Annotated in this window: 25 protein-coding genes; 11 read left to right on the top strand and 14 right to left on the bottom strand. The window is 48.6% G+C overall.

The annotated features are described in order from the left end of the window. Window positions 1-56: 56 nt before the first annotated feature. From L383_RS0123655 to L383_RS0123640, 14 genes are all read right to left on the bottom strand, one after another. Window positions 57-506, bottom strand: a complete 450-nt coding sequence (locus L383_RS0123655) for a hypothetical protein (RefSeq protein WP_032628816.1) — start codon at window positions 504-506, stop codon at window positions 57-59. A 1,266-nt stretch (window positions 507-1,772) separates the two neighbouring features. Beyond that, a protein-coding gene (locus L383_RS0123650; RefSeq protein WP_085949497.1) for an IS3 family transposase occupies window positions 1,773-2,920 on the bottom strand; the annotation gives its coding sequence in 2 pieces (ribosomal slippage) (window positions 1,773-2,683 and window positions 2,683-2,920; 1,149 coding nt in all). 60 nt (window positions 2,921-2,980) lie between these two features. Next, window positions 2,981-3,199 carry a hypothetical protein gene (locus L383_RS20400; RefSeq protein ID WP_023332577.1) on the bottom strand — a complete coding sequence of 73 codons (219 nt, stop codon included), beginning with the start codon at window positions 3,197-3,199 and terminating at the stop codon, window positions 2,981-2,983. A 128-nt stretch (window positions 3,200-3,327) separates the two neighbouring features. Beyond that, entirely contained in the window at window positions 3,328-3,552 is a 225-nt protein-coding gene (locus L383_RS20405) for a hypothetical protein (protein WP_023332576.1), read from the bottom strand. Window positions 3,553-3,762: 210 nt separating this feature from the next. Next, window positions 3,763-3,957: a hypothetical protein gene (locus L383_RS26260; RefSeq protein ID WP_050582649.1), complete on the bottom strand. Its 195-nt coding sequence runs from the start codon at window positions 3,955-3,957 to the stop codon at window positions 3,763-3,765. After that, complete coding sequence (locus L383_RS20410) at window positions 3,908-4,183, bottom strand: hypothetical protein (RefSeq protein ID WP_032628811.1); 276 nt, start codon at window positions 4,181-4,183, stop codon at window positions 3,908-3,910. Before L383_RS20410 ends, L383_RS26260 begins: the two co-directional genes overlap by 50 nt. Before the next feature lie 7 nt (window positions 4,184-4,190). Further along, complete coding sequence (locus L383_RS20415) at window positions 4,191-4,820, bottom strand: glycoside hydrolase family 19 protein (RefSeq protein ID WP_023332573.1); 630 nt, start codon at window positions 4,818-4,820, stop codon at window positions 4,191-4,193. Beyond that, the gene (locus L383_RS20420) at window positions 4,820-5,098 is read right to left on the bottom strand and encodes a phage holin family protein (RefSeq protein ID WP_023332572.1); all 279 of its coding nucleotides are present in this window, start codon (window positions 5,096-5,098) and stop codon (window positions 4,820-4,822) included. Before L383_RS20420 ends, L383_RS20415 begins: the two co-directional genes overlap by 1 nt. Next, window positions 5,088-5,477: a phage holin family protein gene (locus L383_RS20425; protein ID WP_023332571.1), complete on the bottom strand. Its 390-nt coding sequence runs from the start codon at window positions 5,475-5,477 to the stop codon at window positions 5,088-5,090. The genes L383_RS20420 and L383_RS20425 overlap by 11 nt, the downstream gene beginning before the upstream one ends. A gap of 262 nt (window positions 5,478-5,739) precedes the next feature. Then, on the bottom strand, window positions 5,740-6,522 hold the full coding sequence (locus tag L383_RS20430; protein ID WP_023332570.1) for an antitermination protein: 783 nt from the start codon (window positions 6,520-6,522) through the stop codon (window positions 5,740-5,742). A gap of 27 nt (window positions 6,523-6,549) precedes the next feature. After that, on the bottom strand, window positions 6,550-7,929 hold the full coding sequence (locus L383_RS20435; RefSeq protein ID WP_023332569.1) for a replicative DNA helicase: 1,380 nt from the start codon (window positions 7,927-7,929) through the stop codon (window positions 6,550-6,552). Next, the gene (locus L383_RS20440; protein ID WP_023332568.1) at window positions 7,926-8,807 is read right to left on the bottom strand and encodes an ATP-binding protein; all 882 of its coding nucleotides are present in this window, start codon (window positions 8,805-8,807) and stop codon (window positions 7,926-7,928) included. Before L383_RS20440 ends, L383_RS20435 begins: the two co-directional genes overlap by 4 nt. Window positions 8,808-8,822: 15 nt before the next feature. Next, entirely contained in the window at window positions 8,823-9,635 is an 813-nt protein-coding gene (locus L383_RS24725; RefSeq protein WP_082197293.1) for a helix-turn-helix domain-containing protein, read from the bottom strand. A 78-nt stretch (window positions 9,636-9,713) separates the two neighbouring features. Beyond that, entirely contained in the window at window positions 9,714-9,956 is a 243-nt protein-coding gene (locus L383_RS0123640; RefSeq protein ID WP_023296238.1) for a transcriptional regulator, read from the bottom strand. A gap of 126 nt (window positions 9,957-10,082) precedes the next feature. Between L383_RS0123640 and L383_RS20450 the strand changes: the two genes are divergently transcribed. From L383_RS20450 to L383_RS20505, 11 genes are all read left to right on the top strand, one after another. Continuing rightward, window positions 10,083-10,775, top strand: a complete 693-nt coding sequence (locus L383_RS20450; protein ID WP_023296237.1) for an XRE family transcriptional regulator — start codon at window positions 10,083-10,085, stop codon at window positions 10,773-10,775. Between the two features lie 172 nt (window positions 10,776-10,947). After that, on the top strand, window positions 10,948-11,241 hold the full coding sequence (locus tag L383_RS20455; RefSeq protein ID WP_023332566.1) for a hypothetical protein: 294 nt from the start codon (window positions 10,948-10,950) through the stop codon (window positions 11,239-11,241). Window positions 11,242-11,314: 73 nt separating this feature from the next. Then, complete coding sequence (locus tag L383_RS20460) at window positions 11,315-11,701, top strand: S24 family peptidase (protein WP_023332565.1); 387 nt, start codon at window positions 11,315-11,317, stop codon at window positions 11,699-11,701. Between the two features lie 106 nt (window positions 11,702-11,807). Next, window positions 11,808-12,029, top strand: coding sequence for a hypothetical protein (locus L383_RS20465; RefSeq protein WP_023332564.1), 222 nt, complete (start codon window positions 11,808-11,810; stop codon window positions 12,027-12,029). Then, window positions 12,022-12,375 (top strand): hypothetical protein, encoded by a 354-nt coding sequence (locus L383_RS20470; RefSeq protein ID WP_023332563.1) that lies wholly within the window; start codon window positions 12,022-12,024, stop codon window positions 12,373-12,375. Before L383_RS20465 ends, L383_RS20470 begins: the two co-directional genes overlap by 8 nt. 217 nt (window positions 12,376-12,592) lie before the next feature. Next, window positions 12,593-13,015 carry a hypothetical protein gene (locus tag L383_RS20480; protein ID WP_023332561.1) on the top strand — a complete coding sequence of 141 codons (423 nt, stop codon included), beginning with the start codon at window positions 12,593-12,595 and terminating at the stop codon, window positions 13,013-13,015. After that, window positions 13,015-13,593 carry a hypothetical protein gene (locus L383_RS20485; protein ID WP_023332560.1) on the top strand — a complete coding sequence of 193 codons (579 nt, stop codon included), beginning with the start codon at window positions 13,015-13,017 and terminating at the stop codon, window positions 13,591-13,593. Before L383_RS20480 ends, L383_RS20485 begins: the two co-directional genes overlap by 1 nt. Window positions 13,594-13,604: 11 nt before the next feature. Further along, entirely contained in the window at window positions 13,605-14,348 is a 744-nt protein-coding gene (locus L383_RS20490; protein ID WP_023332559.1) for an ORF6N domain-containing protein, read from the top strand. 2 nt (window positions 14,349-14,350) lie between these two features. Beyond that, entirely contained in the window at window positions 14,351-14,722 is a 372-nt protein-coding gene (locus L383_RS20495) for a hypothetical protein (protein ID WP_023332558.1), read from the top strand. Continuing rightward, window positions 14,706-14,963 (top strand): excisionase family protein, encoded by a 258-nt coding sequence (locus L383_RS20500; RefSeq protein WP_013097283.1) that lies wholly within the window; start codon window positions 14,706-14,708, stop codon window positions 14,961-14,963. Before L383_RS20495 ends, L383_RS20500 begins: the two co-directional genes overlap by 17 nt. A gap of 44 nt (window positions 14,964-15,007) precedes the next feature. Next, window positions 15,008-16,300: a tyrosine-type recombinase/integrase gene (locus L383_RS20505; protein WP_023332557.1), complete on the top strand. Its 1,293-nt coding sequence runs from the start codon at window positions 15,008-15,010 to the stop codon at window positions 16,298-16,300. Window positions 16,301-16,383: the final 83 nt, after the last annotated feature.

The raw sequence follows: 16,383 nt of genomic DNA, 5'->3' as shown, positions 1-16,383 counted from the left end.
TGATGGACAAATTTAAGGCATAAAAAAACCGCCCTGAGGCGGTTATATCTGGCGATTTAAAATCTTGGCGCTATGCCGTACTTCGGCGTCTTTATGTTTGCAGCCCAGACCTTAATATCGTTCTGAAGCAACAAAGTGAAATCAGACTTGAGGTGGTTAACCATCTCATTGACCTTTTCGGCATCATTAATTGCAAAGTGATCAATCCTGTTTACCCCGACTGATGCACAGCTGTAAGTTGCAGGAACATCCTTCCCGTTCACATTAAGAAAATCCTTCTTATCCCCACAACTACCCTCGGACATATAGGATACGAGCATATTGGCTGATCCCCGCTCTGGTTGCGAGATGCTTATCATGACGGGCAATCCCTCTGAGGTCTGCGTAATGTCGTAAAGCACTGCATCTTTCTGATACCAGGTATTGTATTCCCTTTCCTGAAATGCTGAGTATGAAGGTGACGATATCGCCACCAGCAAAGCGATTGCAATAGATTGAATTTTCATCGTTTGTTATCGTTGTGTTTAGTCGAATTTATTATTCATATTGTGCCAAAAACAACAATAACCTAAGATTAATCCTACTAATTTTAGCGGTAATGAAGTATCACTTTACTCAAAGTGAAGTATTCATGTATCTCAACCCAATGAAGCATTATAAATGCCGATAATTTGCATTAAGTAGAAACTTACCCCATGGAAAAGAAAAGAATTTGCAATGACCTCTCAATACATTATCAGTACTCAAAAACAACCCTCTTGTTTTTAGTGAGTTTTTTCGAATGGAGAACTGATTGCTACGTTTCATCCATGATGTCTAATAACAAAGAGTCACTTATTAAACAAATCAGCGAGTACGCCAAGCTCAACGAGCAGGAAGAAATCCAATTGCGCAAGATAATCAGCTGATTGGTTCAACGCTTGAGGTTAAAACCATTTTCATACCCACTAGCGGAAGTAGATGGCTTAAATGAGGTAATCAGGAATGGATTCGAACCATTGAGCCAGAAGATATAGGTCGTCTGCACCATCCTCCAGCTTGTAGCAGCGTCACGCTTCGTCCGGAACAGTTTAACCTGCTACCCCGCGCACCAGATTATTACTGTGAATATCTAACTTTGTGGTTCAGCAGGCTGTCTGATCCACTTCTTAGTGAGTCTTCAGTCTGGATTTTAACTGAGCAGCGCATCATAAGCCTCGAGAATTTCTTTCCTGCTTACATATCTGTCTGCTGCCACCAGGACAGCACCGCTTTTCCCGTTGAGGAAGGTTGAAAAAACCATTATGACATCCAGAGATCTTACTTCTTGGTTTGAATGCAGGTATCTGATTTTGCTTCTGTAATCACGAATTCTCAATACTCTCACATGTTCGTTATTGGCAAAAACAAGTATCGGAGCCACAACATTTCCTTCCTCAAGTGATTCATTTTATGTGGATGATGTTAGCCTTTAAATAATTCAATCACATGAAAAAAATCTAATGTCTGTGACTTTCGCTACGTTTATTTACCCAGGGAGCCTATTTATGCCTATTTCCATACCCTAAAAACCATAGGGATCACGAAGCCATCATTATCAATCCCTCCAGCGGGTGCTGGCTGTTGCTTTTACCCTCTCAAAGAGATAATTAGTTCTTCATCCCTTGGAGTGGATATGCGTTGTTTGTGACAATAAAAAACCGCCCGAAGGCGGCGATTAGTGTTCAGAGGGTTGGGCACTGAGTTCTGAATATGGTTTCTGCTTCTTCGCATTTTGAATCGCCACGGATAATCTAGACACTTCCGAGCCGTTGATAATACTGGTTTTCATATTCTGTCGGTGACATCTGTTCGCTAGAACCATGCCGACGCTTACTGTTATAAAACATTTCGATGTAATCAAAAATATCACTGCGGGCTTCTTCCCGCGTTCCGTAGATCTTTTTCTTTATCCGTTCACGTTTCAACAACTGGAAAAAACTTTCTGCAACCGCATTATCATGGCAGTTACCGCGACGGCTCATGCTACCCTCCAGGCCGTGTGATTTCAGGAACGACTGCCACTCATGGCTTGTGTACTGACTGCCCTGATCCGAATGAACCAGCACCTGTTTTTCGGGATTACGCCGCCATACAGCCATCAGCAGTGCGTTCAGGACAATGTCCTTTGTCATCCGGGATTGCATGGACCAGCCGATAATTTTGCGTGAGAACAGATCAACAACAACGGCAAGATACAGCCAGCCTTCGTGGGTCCTGATGTAGGTTATGTCCGTTACCCAACGCTCATCAGGAGCATCCGGATTGAACTGTCGCTGGAGCCTGTTGGGTGACACGATACTGGCCTCGCCTTTACGTGCCCGCGGGCTTCGGTATCCGACCTGAGCCTTTATTCCGACACGTTTCATCAGTCTCCAGACTCTGTTTACTCCGCACTGTTGCCCGCTGTCACGCAGATCCAGATGGATTTTGCGATAACCATAGACGCATCCCGATTCCAGCCAGAACTGTTTAATCTGTCCTGTCAGTCTCAGGTCTGCCTGATGGCGTTGTGAATGCGGCTGCTGAAGCCAGGCGTAAAAACCACTGGGATGAACATCCAGCACCCGACAGAGCAGGCGAACAGGCCAGCAACAGGAGTTGTCACGGATAAAGGCGTACCTCAGTCGGACAGCTTTGCGAAGTACGCCGCGGCTTTTTTTAATATGTCCCGTTCGTCGGTAACCCGTTTCAGCTCTTTCTGGAGACGGCGGATCTCGGCCTGAGCATCTGACTGTTCTTTATTAGTGGAAGAATCCGGACCGTACTTCTTTATCCAGGCATAAAGGCTGTGGGTGGTGATATCGAGACGTGTTGCAACGCTGGCAACAGAATAACCGCGATCAACAACCTGTTTGACTGCTTCAGTTTTAAACTCTTCAGGATAACGCTTACCGCTCATGGGCACCTCTCTTTAAGTCATCTTAAATGACTCTGAGGTGTCTGTTAAACGCGTGGCGATTCATTTTGATTGTAACTGCACCAGCCTTTCAGCTATGTCACTGCTTGGGCAGTTCGTCACTATGCAATACCCCTCAACCCACGCCTCATCACCACTTTCTGTGAACAGGCTTTCGAATATCTTTACCCAGTCACTGCTTGGTACACGCTCCAGCTCAAAGAACTTTAATGCACCACTCCCACGTTTTGTTCTGTGCTCATCAAATCCCAGGATTTTCATTCTTCATCTCATCGTTGTTTACTGGGAAAATTTTTAGCACTTATCTGAGGTTTTTTCTAATTACCAAAATTTATAGGCATCACTGTTTTCCCATTATCAAGCCCACCAGCGGATGAGCTTTGTAATGCTTACTGAGCTGGTTGAATGTCGATGTAGTATTCCTTCCCCTGCTCGAACTGGTCGAATGCTGCCGGGTTGGACACATGCATCGTCAACTGGCCGTCAGGCGTGTACTTTGACCACGCCTTGTTTTCTTCGGTGTCAGCAGTAATTGGGCTCATGTGGATGGTTCGATATGAATCATCTTCTGCCTTCTGAATTGATTGGCAGAAAAATTTAGCACGTACGGTCATTGGTAATCCTCAGATGTGAAAAAGCCCCGCTATTGCGAGGCTATTGGTTACCCTGTTCGCTGGGCCTGCGCCGGTTGCCACTCGGTTTAAGGCGGGGAATTTATTTAGGCCAGTTGATGAGAAACAGCAAGCCAATGAAGGCACAGAAAATAGCACCAATACCAGCAATGCCAATTATCAACCAGACCAGAATTGTGCCGATGGCTGCGATCATTTGGACCTCACTTCTATTGGTTTCTGGCAGTTCGCCTGCCACGCTTTGTTATGGGTCAGGATGTCTTTCTTCGTCTGACGGTCCATAACATCGATATCGTGATCAGTGAGGTAGATTGGCTTTACCCAGTCACAGGCGGTATCAACCACCACCGGGACGCTTCCACGTGTCACGCAGCTCGCGATCAACATCGTCATCAGGCATATGGTTAACAGTCTGCTGTACATTGCTGGCCTCTTTCGTAACGTCTACCCGGCGTTCTGCAACTGCTTCAGTGGCAGCGGCTTTCTCTTCGGTGTTTTGTTTCTGGAATTTTGCTTCCGTTTTAGTCGTTCCAGAGGCATGACCAAAACCGAAAGCAGCTGCAATGGCCCCAAGAACAGCAACAGCCAGGCCGACAATCATTTCAATACCCATGCTCACCTCACACCAGCACTGATCTTGCCAGGTTAAACAGTGCACGGCGTTTATCCAGCCCGTTACGACCGCCATTGATAAGCAGTGTCACGCGCTCAATATCGCCGGAATGAAGAAGGCAGCCATGAGAGACATAGAACCACGCGGCGGAGCGTGCAGCGTATTCATCTTGTTCCAGCAACTCAGGCTGGGTGACAAGGTCCAGCTTCAGAGCCAGCCCACAGCTGCGGTAATTGCTCAGGCCGGTGATTTGCTTCAGGCCGCGACCGCGATATTTCCAGCCATCGCCAGCAATCTGGTTGCCCAGGTTCTTTTTGCCCCACTCACCGCCGTAAACCAGATTGGCTATCGCTTTCTGATTTGCCGGTTGCGTTGCCGTTCTGCCGAGTGCGGCGGCCTGCTGGTTGGTAATCCGGTGGCTGCCGAAGTTGGGGACCAGGTTTTCCGCCGCATAGTTCAGGCTTTCCACCAGCCGGGTATACCCGCCGGACTCATGCCCCATCTGTGCGATGAACATGGCCTGATCGAGCGGTGCTGTGATGCCGAATTCCTTCATTGCAGCATCGATGCGCGAAAACCAGCGCGAAGCGAGCCCGGCGCTAATACCAGCCGCCTTTTGAAATTGTGATTGGTTCATTAGTGCCTCAGTGCATCAACAAGGCGCGCCACGTTTCCCCGAGCCCAGAGAACGGCAGCACATATCAGGACGTTCACCAGCACCACAAACCAGTGCGATTCATGGTACAGGCCGAACAGATAACGGAAAGGAACGCTGGCGTATACCAGCACAGTGAAATAAGCCATCAGCGATATCAGTGGGCGATGTCTCGCACTGCCACGCTGATAAAACATCAGTGCAATAACGATAACAGCAGAGATAATTGCGTTAGCCAGTGCAGCAGGTTCAATTACCATTCCCCCCTCCTCCGCGTAACCGCGAGAAAAAGCCGAACAGGCTGTTCAGATCCTGGTTATTAAGAAAAGTTAGGATTTTTATACACAGCGCAGACAGAATCACTGCACCAAGTGCATCAAGAGGTTTTTCATAGCGCGTAAAGGCGTTTAGCCATGAACCAATAAAACCAGCCCCAAGCACACCAACAATGAACGATGTCAGGAAATACCCTGTCAGGCGACCGCGCGTAAGGTTTGTTGCTGTCGCAACGTAAAACACCGCACCACCGAAAGCGCCAAATACCACGCCGAAATCGGTATGGGTGAAGACCCCGTAAAGCACGGAGCCCAGCAGACCGCCGCCGAGAACTGCACCAGTACCGGTTAATGGATCGGACATTTAGCCCCCTCTTATTGCTGTGAATCCTCTCAATACGAGGGGAAAGAAGGCCGCTATGCGGCGTTATTGTCACTCTGTCAAAGGTTGAATTGCACCGAGCGTGGTGCGAAGAATTGCAGGTATAAAAAAACCCGCAACGTGGCGGGCTTTTCGAGGTTAATTATCTACAGGCGTTATACTCCATAATCAGAAGCATACAGGGCAGTTTTATGCAAAGTCAACACCAACGTGCAAAAAAGTGTCGCTATTTGCTCCGATCATATTAATAAGTTGTCGCCTTCTCAAATTCTACTGCTGCATGACGCTCCCCCTGGCGCAGAGTGTCCACCAGCATTTCATAGAAGGGTTTCCAGTTGCGTGACCATGAGGATTGATGGAGGTCCGGGAGACGCTTAAGAATGGCACGGTGTACCGTCGCCGAGGAGATAGCAGAGAAGCCATTACCAGAGCAACGTTCACACGTCTTGAAAACCGGCGCGCCGCGGTCTTTTGTGGCTTTACGGTCCAACACTTCGCCTTTACCGCCACACCTGCACCGGGCAAGGATCACTTTCTTTCCTCCGCATGTTCCGCAAACCCTATTCACCAGCTCATTTTTAATCTTCGGCGCCACCACTTCGGCACCGTCGGCGTCGAAAATACCAGGATGTTTAACCACATCCTCATTCCCGGAGATAAACCCGGTACCACTGCAGCTGTGACATGTCACGCTGGTAGCCGCAGAACGGGAGTAATCAGCAAAGGCAAATTGTGCCAGCATCTGCATGCACCATCCGAACTGCCCACCAGCTGCTTTGCGAACATTCTTCGGTGCGACATCCATCGCATATCGCGCCAGCGCCTGAACTGCGAGCTGTTCATCCGTTTTACTGATTCCCGCTTTACCGAAGAACGCCGCCAGGCCGAAGCGCGCACGGCTGCTGGTGGTGCCAATCGCCGCCATTACATCTGTTCCTGTAAGGCGATCCGGAGAGGTTCCTTTCACGTCGTCGCTGATGTGCATGCCCTGAGGGCTGAAATGTTTGAGTGATGCTTCCAGTTTCATACGGTTGCCCCCGCTGCCTTGATGGTTTTAATAGTCTGCATTGCTGGAATGCCTTTCTTTTGAGTAACGTCTGGTCTGGGCTTTCTGCTGTGGAGCTGAACGTTGCTTTGCTAACTCCTGGTCAATTGGGAGGAAGTGCCCGTTATAGAATCGACGGTAGATCGTGCCCAGCTCACCGTTGCGCTGTTTGGTCACGTTAATTTCCGCTATCCCCTTTGCTGGCGACTCAGGGTTATAAACTTCATCGCGATAAAGCATCATGATGAGATCAGCATCTGCCTCAATCTCACCTGAGTTTTTAAGATCGGAGTTCATTGGACGTTTATTTGGCCGAGTTTCGACACCACGAGAAAGCTGACTCAGAGCAAGAACTGGCGTTTTGTTGGATTTAGCCAGGCGCTTAAGCCCTTTTGACACCTCACCGACGGCAAGGTCATATCGTGCAGTGCTTTCAATTTTGATAAGTGCCAGATAATCCACGACCACCAGCGCTATTTCAGGATGTGCCAGCTGCAGGCGGGTAGCTATCTGTTGAATCTGATCAACTGTCAGATCGGTGGAATCAACCATCCAGATGCTACGACCAGTCAGGCGCTCTACACCATTGGTCAGCCTGGCCCAGTCTTCATCGTCAAAATCAGCGGCCTTTTTCAGGCGTGAAACCGACATGCCACCGGCAGCGGATACCATCCGCTCACCGATCTGGATATTTGGCATTTCCATGCTGAAGAACAGGACACCACGGCCCTGTTCAGAAACTTTGTCGATGATATCCAGCGCCAATTCAGTTTTACCCATCGACGGACGCGCAGCGATAAACACCAGGTCTGTTGGTTCAATGCCGCCAGTCTTTGCATCAAGCTCTTCAATACCCGTCATGAGGCTTCTGGCTTCTTCGAGCCCGCGGTTGCGTGCATCTACCCGATCCACTACTGCAGGAAGAATGTCGTCGATGTGAACTGGCTGAACGGTCTTTTCTTCGAGAGAAATTGCGGCAATGCTGTTCTGTGCGGCCCTGAATGCCGATAAAGCTGCATCACCATTGTGAGCACTCCGCAGATCTGCCAGCGCCCTTTCAATTACAGCTTCGGCATCGCGAACAGCTGCATTACGCTCCATCGTCGAAACGTAGGAAACAAGCGCCGACTTCGCCCATGCGATACGGCTTGAGTCCAGAATGATTGCGCTGTGCTTTGGCATGCTTTCGCAGAGCAATACAGGGTCGATAACACCGGCCCCTCGCGCCTGACGGCAGATCCCAGTGTAGATTTCCCGATACTGTGGTACCGAGAAGGCGCTGGACGGAACTCTGGAGAGAATATCCAGTACCTCAGGGTCGGCACCACGAAGAAAAATAGCGCCGATTACCGCACCTTCCAGATCTTCATTTTTCCAGACAGGGGTCATGCTACAACTCCTGACACGATAGCGCGGAAACTTCCCCAGCCAAATGCCAGGCGGTTGCGTCCACCATCGGTAACCCGGTCCACGATTCGCTCACCAATCGTCTCTTTCAACTGGTCGAATGTGAGATTGCTGATCAGGATTGTCGGCAGAATGCTTTCGTACCGGGCATTGATGATTTCCTGCAGGATGGTCATTTCGGTCGGACTGCCAAACTGCACGCCCACTTCGTCGATAATCAGCAGATCCAGTGATGCAAAACGCTCTATCACGTCTTCCTCGGTCATTTCGGCATTGTGGCGCCACGTGCTTTTCACAGCCCGGGTGAGGCGCATGACGTCGGTTATTTCCACTTTAGCGAGGTGATCGCGAATGATGCTTTTCGCAATAGAAACTGCCAGGTGATTTTTACCAGTACCGCAGTTTCCGGTCATGACTAAACCGGTTCCGGCTTTCAGACGCTCAGGCCAGCTGTGGGTGTAACGCTGACAGGACGCGAGATTTTTGGCCGCATCCTGATTGATAGCCTGGTAGTTATCGAATTCACATGCTTCGAAACGTCGTGCGATCCCTGCGTTGTCCATCAGGTCGGCCACACGTAATGCACGCAGGCTGGATTCGATGTCCGCCAGTTCCGCTTTCACACACTCCGGGCATTGGGAATGCTTGACGTTTTCAACGCCACGATAGGCTTTTCCAGTGAGGGAAATACGTTGATAGTCACCATGCATTTCACAGGTGGCAGCGTGTACCTCGCCAGATTCCCAACTCCTCCACTGCCATGGTTTTTTATGCTCTACAGCGAACGCCAGTTCTTCACGAAGCCCTTCGCGCTTTGCCACCAGGGCTTCCCTTTCTTCGCGTTGTTTAATACTCAGCATTGTGATTTCTCCTGCTTACCAGTTGCAGTCTGACTGGCCGTAATCTTGTTCACTGAACCCTGATACAGGGAGCATTCCGGTTCGTACGTTGGTTTTGCCTGCGGGAGGCTGCCATACATCTTCGAAGTGCCGATCAGGACCGAAGAACGTTGCTGCTTGTTTGACGAACTGAGTTCCCTCGCTACCAGTGGCGCGAACATACCCGGCATAACGGCTTACGCCTGCCAGCATTGCCTCAGTGGTAACACCGTCTTTGATTCGAGATTTCCAGGCTTTCCAGGCAGCGGCCTTGGAGTTACCACCAGCACGTTTTGGATATGCCTGCCATGCCTGCTCGAACTCGTTGGAATAGTTCTCTTTGGAAGAGCGATTTTTTTCAGAACCGTTGTCAGATGAACCGTTATATTTAGGTTCTATGACTGATTCATTGACTGGTTCAAAAGAGTGACTGATTCTGGGTGCAGCTCCTGCACTACCCCCTAGTGAATCTCCTGCACCATGTGGTGAATCTCCTGCACTAGGTAGTGAACGACTTGCACTACCCCCTAGTGAATCTCCTGCACTACTAAAATCAAGTCGATAGACATTACTTGAGTTACCTTTTGGCCCCGGGCGAAGTTCTTTTTTTACCAGTCCGCATTCACACAAAGCATCAATGTGATTCATCACAGATCGCTTACTAATTTCGCACTGATCAGCGATGTGTTGATAGCTCGGCCAGCACTCACCATGGTCACTAGCGTTATCTGCAAGCTTAAGTAGCACGAGCTTACGCAGTGGATTTCCCACCTTGACCTTCATTGCTTTAACCATAAGTTCCATGCTCATGCGACACCCGCCAACTCATTTTCGTTACTGAATTCAGCCACCAGTAAAGGTTCGCTGACGCAATAATGCCGTGACATGTCACACCTCATTACCCGGGTGCGGGAAAAGAGTCGGCAAATCAGGACGCAGTTCATGAGGCTTAACAACTCCATTAACTGCGTTTGAGACTGCCACTGCATGGACCGGAGAAACTTTCTTTATCCCCCTGACCCACTTCCAGACAGCTCCTTGCGTAACGCCAACCTTTTTAGCAAGCGAACTTTGCCCACCAGCAACGTACACGGCTTTCGCCATTGGGGATTCAAAAACCTCATCAGTCATAACAAAGCCCTTAGTATTAATATTAAAGATATAAAATAATACCAAAGGAATAATTAATCAAGTATTATCCGCTTGCCATGGTTAATCCTGTGGTATTAAATATGCACAGAAATCGGAGATACTTAGATGAACACACTTGCAGAAAGACTAAGGCTGGCGATGGCTCATGCCGGGGCTACTCAAAGTCAATTAGCGCATAGGGTTGGGGTAAGCCAGGGGGCCATACAAAAACTAACCTCAGGAAAAGCTCAGTCCAGCGGAAAAATCGTGGATATAGCCAAAGCGTTGGATGTAGATCCAATATGGTTAAGCACTGGTGAAGGCACCATGGGGCCCGCAAAAACTCCAGAACAAAGGATGTTTGGTATAGATCCATGGGATAAGCAAACGCCGCTTGAGGATGATGAGGTAGAGGTGCCTTACTTGAAGGATATCGAGTTCGCATGTGGAGATGGCAGCGCTCTTAATGATGATTACAATGGCAAAAAACTTAGGTTTTCCAAAGCAACATTGCGAAAGGTGGGAGCTAATAGTGATGGTGATGGCGTTCTATGCTTTGCTGCACACGGAAATAGCATGGAGCCAGTGATCGCTGATGGCTCTACTGTTGCCATAAACTGCCATGACAAGCGTATCGTTGATGGTAAAATTTACGGCATCAACCAAGGTGGATGGAAAAGGTTAAAAATCCTCTACAGATCTGGGCCAGATAAGGTGACAATCAGAAGCTATAACTCTGATGAATACCCTGATGAAGAAGTAGACATGGATAGCCTTGAGGTTTTAGGAAGACTGTTTTGGGTATCAACAATCTTCTGATCCGCTCCCAAAAAACCACCAAGCCGACCATAGCGTCGGCTTTTTTTATTACTAAAATAATCTTCAATAACAAATACATAAGAAAACTATTATTCTTTTTGTATTAATACCATTGACCTTCAATTAATACTTAAGTATTCTCATTTCATCGGCAAACAACGGAGCCAATGAGATGAACATAACCTCCCAACCAAACCCAGCGAGTAAGGAATTTGATATCCACGCCAAGCTCAAGGCAGCAAATTCGCACTGGTGTTATTTACGAGCTGCGCAACCTCATCAGAATGATTTTGATTACGAATTTAACACCACTTTTATTGACGGTTTGGAATTCGCTATCTACGAACGTGTAGGTAATTATTTTGTTCTGGTTGATTTCTTCAAGTCATATGAAGAAGCATGTGATGATGCTAAAAAAATCATTGATGACTATCCTGACATTAAGAAAATGTTCTCTGCTATTTAACTAACTAATTAACTCAATTAATCATAATTAACACCTTTTAGGGTGGGGGGAAACTCACCCTGAGGAAATGAAAATGCAAAATGCTATCGCGATTAATCAGCCAATAAAAACTACTCAAATGCTGATCGGTTCAGACAATATTAATGACTTTGGCAACCGCGTTCAAAGCTGCCGGATGGAAGGTGATTCAATGCAGCCGACCATAGAACCATGTGAGATTGTGGCTTTCGTTGATTGCGGTGGACGTGCGCTTACCTCTGGCATTTATGTTTACACAATGGATGCTTTTGGTCGCCCATGCCTTTTCATTAAGCGAATTGAGCCATTAGCTGATGGCTCATTAAAAATCATCTCTGATAACCATCATTACGAAACTTTCACCCTTAATACCGATGAACAGAAAGAAATCAAAATTCACGGTCGTGTGGTCGCTTCTTTGGCTGTGAGGCGCTTCGTATGACTTTCATCATTGATAAATCAGCATATAGAACAGCATGCCTTTATGCGGCCAGCGGTTACGAGGTAATCGCTCGTCTTTATCTTAAAAAAGCATATGGTCGTTAATTATGGGCGTTTTAAAAAGACAGGATATTCAGGAAGTGAATATCAAAGCGGAGAAGTTGTCAGGCTTGTCGCAAACATTATTTGAATATCACGACAAGTTAGACAGATTTCAACTCAAAACAATATGCGCTCTGGTTTATGACCTCGCCGCTGAGATTCATGGGTGGACCGAAAAAGAAGAGGAAATAGTTATGAGTTTGGAGGAGGAACAGCGCAATGGATAAATTAATCGAGACATATCGTCGACGAGTTTTAAAAGCAGCATTATTACGACACCAGCGTAAAACAGGCAGTAACTGCCTAGTTATTAAGCTAAATAAAGGCGGTATTAACACGGTCGAGTTAACAGAGATTCTTCTCGATGGATTATTGCGGAAATTCGAAAGGCTTGCGATCAGTGAATACGGGAATGTAGAAGGAGTAAAAGCTATTAAAGGAATTTACAGCAGTGCTGTTGATGTAAATGGCAGCGGTGAATTCCTTACGGATAGCGGGAAGGAATTAATCGACGAGCTCATTTCTGAGCTGGTTGAGTTCGTCAAAAAACAAAAAGTGGAGGCTCGGATCTGATGGCGCTGACAGCGATACGAATTCCTGAGTGGGTTCACCTCAAAGCGGCACACGTTTTAAGCCAGTTCAGGGCAAGGCGCATCCATCCCTGCCGTATGCACGGCTCCGGGAATTTGAGCCTCAAGGTTAATCATCGCTGGCGGCTACTCTCCCGCGATGGCGGCAAGAACTGGGAAGTGATGTCACACGAACGCTATAGCAAAGTTAAGGATCGGAAATGAACGATAAACGCACCGTGAGCATGATTGACCTGGCATTACAGAAACACGATACGCCTGTTGGCCCACTGTTCGTAGCAGTACGCCACGGACGTATAAAAAAATGCTTCACGCGAGATACGGCGATCCGCTATCTGGCGTTCTTTATGACTTCAGAAGCATTTTATCGCTCCGGCTTCGAGCAGCGGCACCCGGATGTGCAGGCAGTCCACCCACTCAATCCAGAGCTGAATTGTTGGCAGCGTGGCGGCGTAACCACCGAGTATTTCATGGCACACCAGCGTTGTGTTCGCCGTCTGCGTAGCATCTTGGCGCGCAAGCGAGAAATGGAGAAATGGTGTGAGAAATGGGACGCGATGCATGACCGATTCGTTAAAGAGGTTGATGCACTGCAGGCCATCAAGCCGAAAGGAGTTCAGTGATGGTTAATTCAGCCTTTACTCCGGAGCCGACATCAACAGGCATCCGTTTTGGTAACCGCGTCATTGGTTATTCCGTCGCGGTTCGCCAGCTCGACAATGGCAACTATGACAAACGAATTCCGGATGGATTAGATCTGCTGGCTTGCATCATGGAAGCGATTGAAAGCGGCTGGTTTACCCCGGGCATCGAGAGCGAAATCATCATTTGGCGCTGGATGCTTGTTGCCGTCTTCATTACCGAGGAGCAGGCAAAGAACGGCACAGTTGAGGTTGCCAACGATTCTGGAGGGTTTGACACCGCAGTTATCTACTCCGGACAGCACGGTTCAATCAGTGTTTATCCTGCGCCAGAGCGGTTCGCACTCGCAAGCCATGTGGAAGGGCTAGCCATTGAGAAATATGGCCAGGAACTCGGTCAGCAGATGGCGCTGCGCATGTACCGGGACATGCTAGATACGGACGCTGAGAACGGGCTTCGACTCTCAAAAATGGGGCGGGAGGGTTTAAATCTCCTTCATGACAGCTTCATTGAACAGATTCAGAAAGAAGGTATGCCTGACATGCCGGTTATGCACTGAGGAGGACGAAAATGAACACTGTAACGATCAATAACAAACATCTGCCGGCAGTCGAATATCGCGGTCAGCGCGTTGTGACGCTGGCGATGATTGATGAAGTCCACCAGCGACCGGAAGGAACCGCTCGTGCAGCATTCAACCGAAACCGTGAGCATTTCATCAACGGTGTGGATTATGCCGAATTAGGTGCGGACGTAATACGTACGGACCTCCCTGAAGGGACATTCTCTAAATTTGCACCGTCAGGGATTGTGCTTTTCGAATCAGGCTATCTGATGTTGACGAAGCCATTTAACGATGATCTTGCCTGGCAGGTTCAGCGCGAACTGGTTAACAACTATTTCCGCACTCGCGCGCCGCTGACGGAAATCGAGATGATCGCTGCAATGGCCGCCGACGCCGTTCGCCAGCAGAAGCGCCTTAATCATGTTGAAGAGCAGATCGAAACGGTCACAGAAGCTGTGGAGAACATCAAACGCGGGACCATGCGCGCCGGATATGTCGGTTACCGCCAGGTGGTAGCCAAAAGCGGAATGAGTGACGCCAAGTGCCGAAATTTGGTCAATGCCTACCGCATCCCGACAGACACGCACGAATTTATGACTCCAGACGGGCTGTTGTCACGTAGGGCTATTGTCGAACTGGAGCCGTTTATGGCCGCATTTCGCCAGATGATGTCAGAAGCTGAACCGCGCGGCACCCGCTGGTATCACCCTAAAATGGGCCTGTTCCAGGCGATTGGGTGGGAGGGTTAAGAATGCACAAATTCTTCGTGGAGACAGACAACCTGAACACTATCAGCGATTGCCTGCAGCAGCTTGTTAACGCAGAAGAAGCGCAGCTCAGTATTGAAGAGCAACTGGCGAGATCGAACAGCAGTAGTGACTGGAGTACATGGCGCAAAAAGGCAGAGAACGCACTGCGGCTGATCAAAGGGAAGCGTCGAATCATCACAGCCCGTCTGGCAGTCCTGCGTCATGAGGAAAAAGAACGCAACCTGGAGCTGCACCAGCAGCACAACGACTTCCTGGTTCAGGCTCTGCGCGAAATTGTAACGCCCTCCTCTTTTGCGCGTTGCGTGCGTCTGGCTAAAGAGAAAATGGAGGAGATCCATGCAAACCAGTGCTGAAATCGTTCTTCTGGTGCCGAATGACTGGGTTAGCGAAAAGGTTCTGATTGCGGTTACCGGGCTCAAGCCCGGAACCATCACCCGCGCCAGAAAAGAATCCTGGATGCTGGGCCGCGAGTACCTGCACATTTCACCAGATGGTAATCCCAAGCCTTCGAGCGAATGCATGTACAACAGGAAAGCCGTTGATCAGTGGATCGAGGCACAGAAAAAAAATCAACCAGGTGCGAAGACAGCATGAAAAGCAGTACACTCGTCCACGCTCCTGGACGTCAGGAGGGATCAATGGCTAATGCATCATACCCTACAGGCGTCGAAAACCACGGCGGTTCGCTCCGCATCTGGTTTCTTTATAAAGGTAAACGTGTCAGGGAAAACCTCGGTGTCCCTGACACTGCAAAAAATCGCAAGATAGCTGGTGAGCTGCGTTCTTCGGTTTGTTTTGCGATAAGGATGGGAAATTTTAACTATGCAGAAAAATTCCCAAACTCACCGAACCTTGCCCGGTTCGGTCAGGATAGAAAGGAAATTACTGTGCTGGAGCTTACCGAAAGATGGTCAGAGCTGAAGAGAATGGAGATCAGCTCTAACACCATGAGTAGGTACGAATCCATCATAAAAAACATGCTTCCGCGCATCGGCGAAAATAAAATGGTTTCTGCGGTTACCACTGAAGATTTGCTGTATGTCAGGAAGGAGTTGCTGACGGGCTTCCATGTAATGAAGAAGGATCACCGGACACAGGTAAAAGGCCGGAAGTCTTCCACGGTGAATAATTACATGATGCTGATGGCCGAGATCTTCCAGTTTGGAGCAGATAACGGCTACGCAAAGGAAAACCCGTTTAGCGGAATTAACCGTCTCAGGAAGGCAAAAGACGAACCAGATCCACTAACGACAGACGAGTTCATCAGGTTCATTCAGGCATGCGGCCACCAGCAGATGCGAAATCTCTGGACCGTCGCCGTTTATACTGGAATGAGGCATGGGGAATTATGTGGTCTTGCATGGGAAGACATCGATCTCACCGCGGGAACCATTACGGTTAAGCGTAACCTTACCCAAACGTATGAGTTCACCCTGCCAAAAACCGAGGCAGGCACTGACAGGGTGATTTATCTCATACAACCAGCTATTGATGCCCTCAGGAATCAGGCCCAACTGACGCGCCTTGGCCGGCAGCATGAGGTTGAAGTGAATTTGCGTGAATATGGCCAGTCAGTCATACATCCATGCACTTTCGTTTTCAGCCCTCAATGCGTCAAGCGTGGGTCACGAAGAGGATATCATTACGCGGTTAATTCGATTAATAAAATTTGGGGCCCGATAATCAAGCGCGCCGGTATACGGTACCGCAACGCGTATCAGTCAAGGCATACCTATGCGTGCTGGTCATTGTCAGCCGGGGCGAACCCAAATTTTATAGCAACTCAGATGGGGCATACCGATGCACAGATGGTTTACAAGGTGTATGGAAAGTGGATGTCAGAGAAGAGCGGCGAACAGGTTACTCTACTCAACAAGGCGCTTTCACACATTGCCCCATCGCTGCCCCAAAGCATGATAGCAGCGCAGTAGAAAACCTTAAATTCAAGTGGTTAGCAGCCCTGTTGCTACATTTGTATAACACGGGGCACAAAATGCCCTCGACCATAAAGTGT

It is taken from the genome of Enterobacter sp. MGH 37 (genome assembly GCF_000534515.1).
GTDB classification, from domain to species: domain Bacteria; phylum Pseudomonadota; class Gammaproteobacteria; order Enterobacterales; family Enterobacteriaceae; genus Enterobacter; species Enterobacter kobei.
The sequence above is the reverse complement of the archived record's forward strand: the minus strand, read 5'-3'. Positions and strand labels throughout refer to the sequence as shown.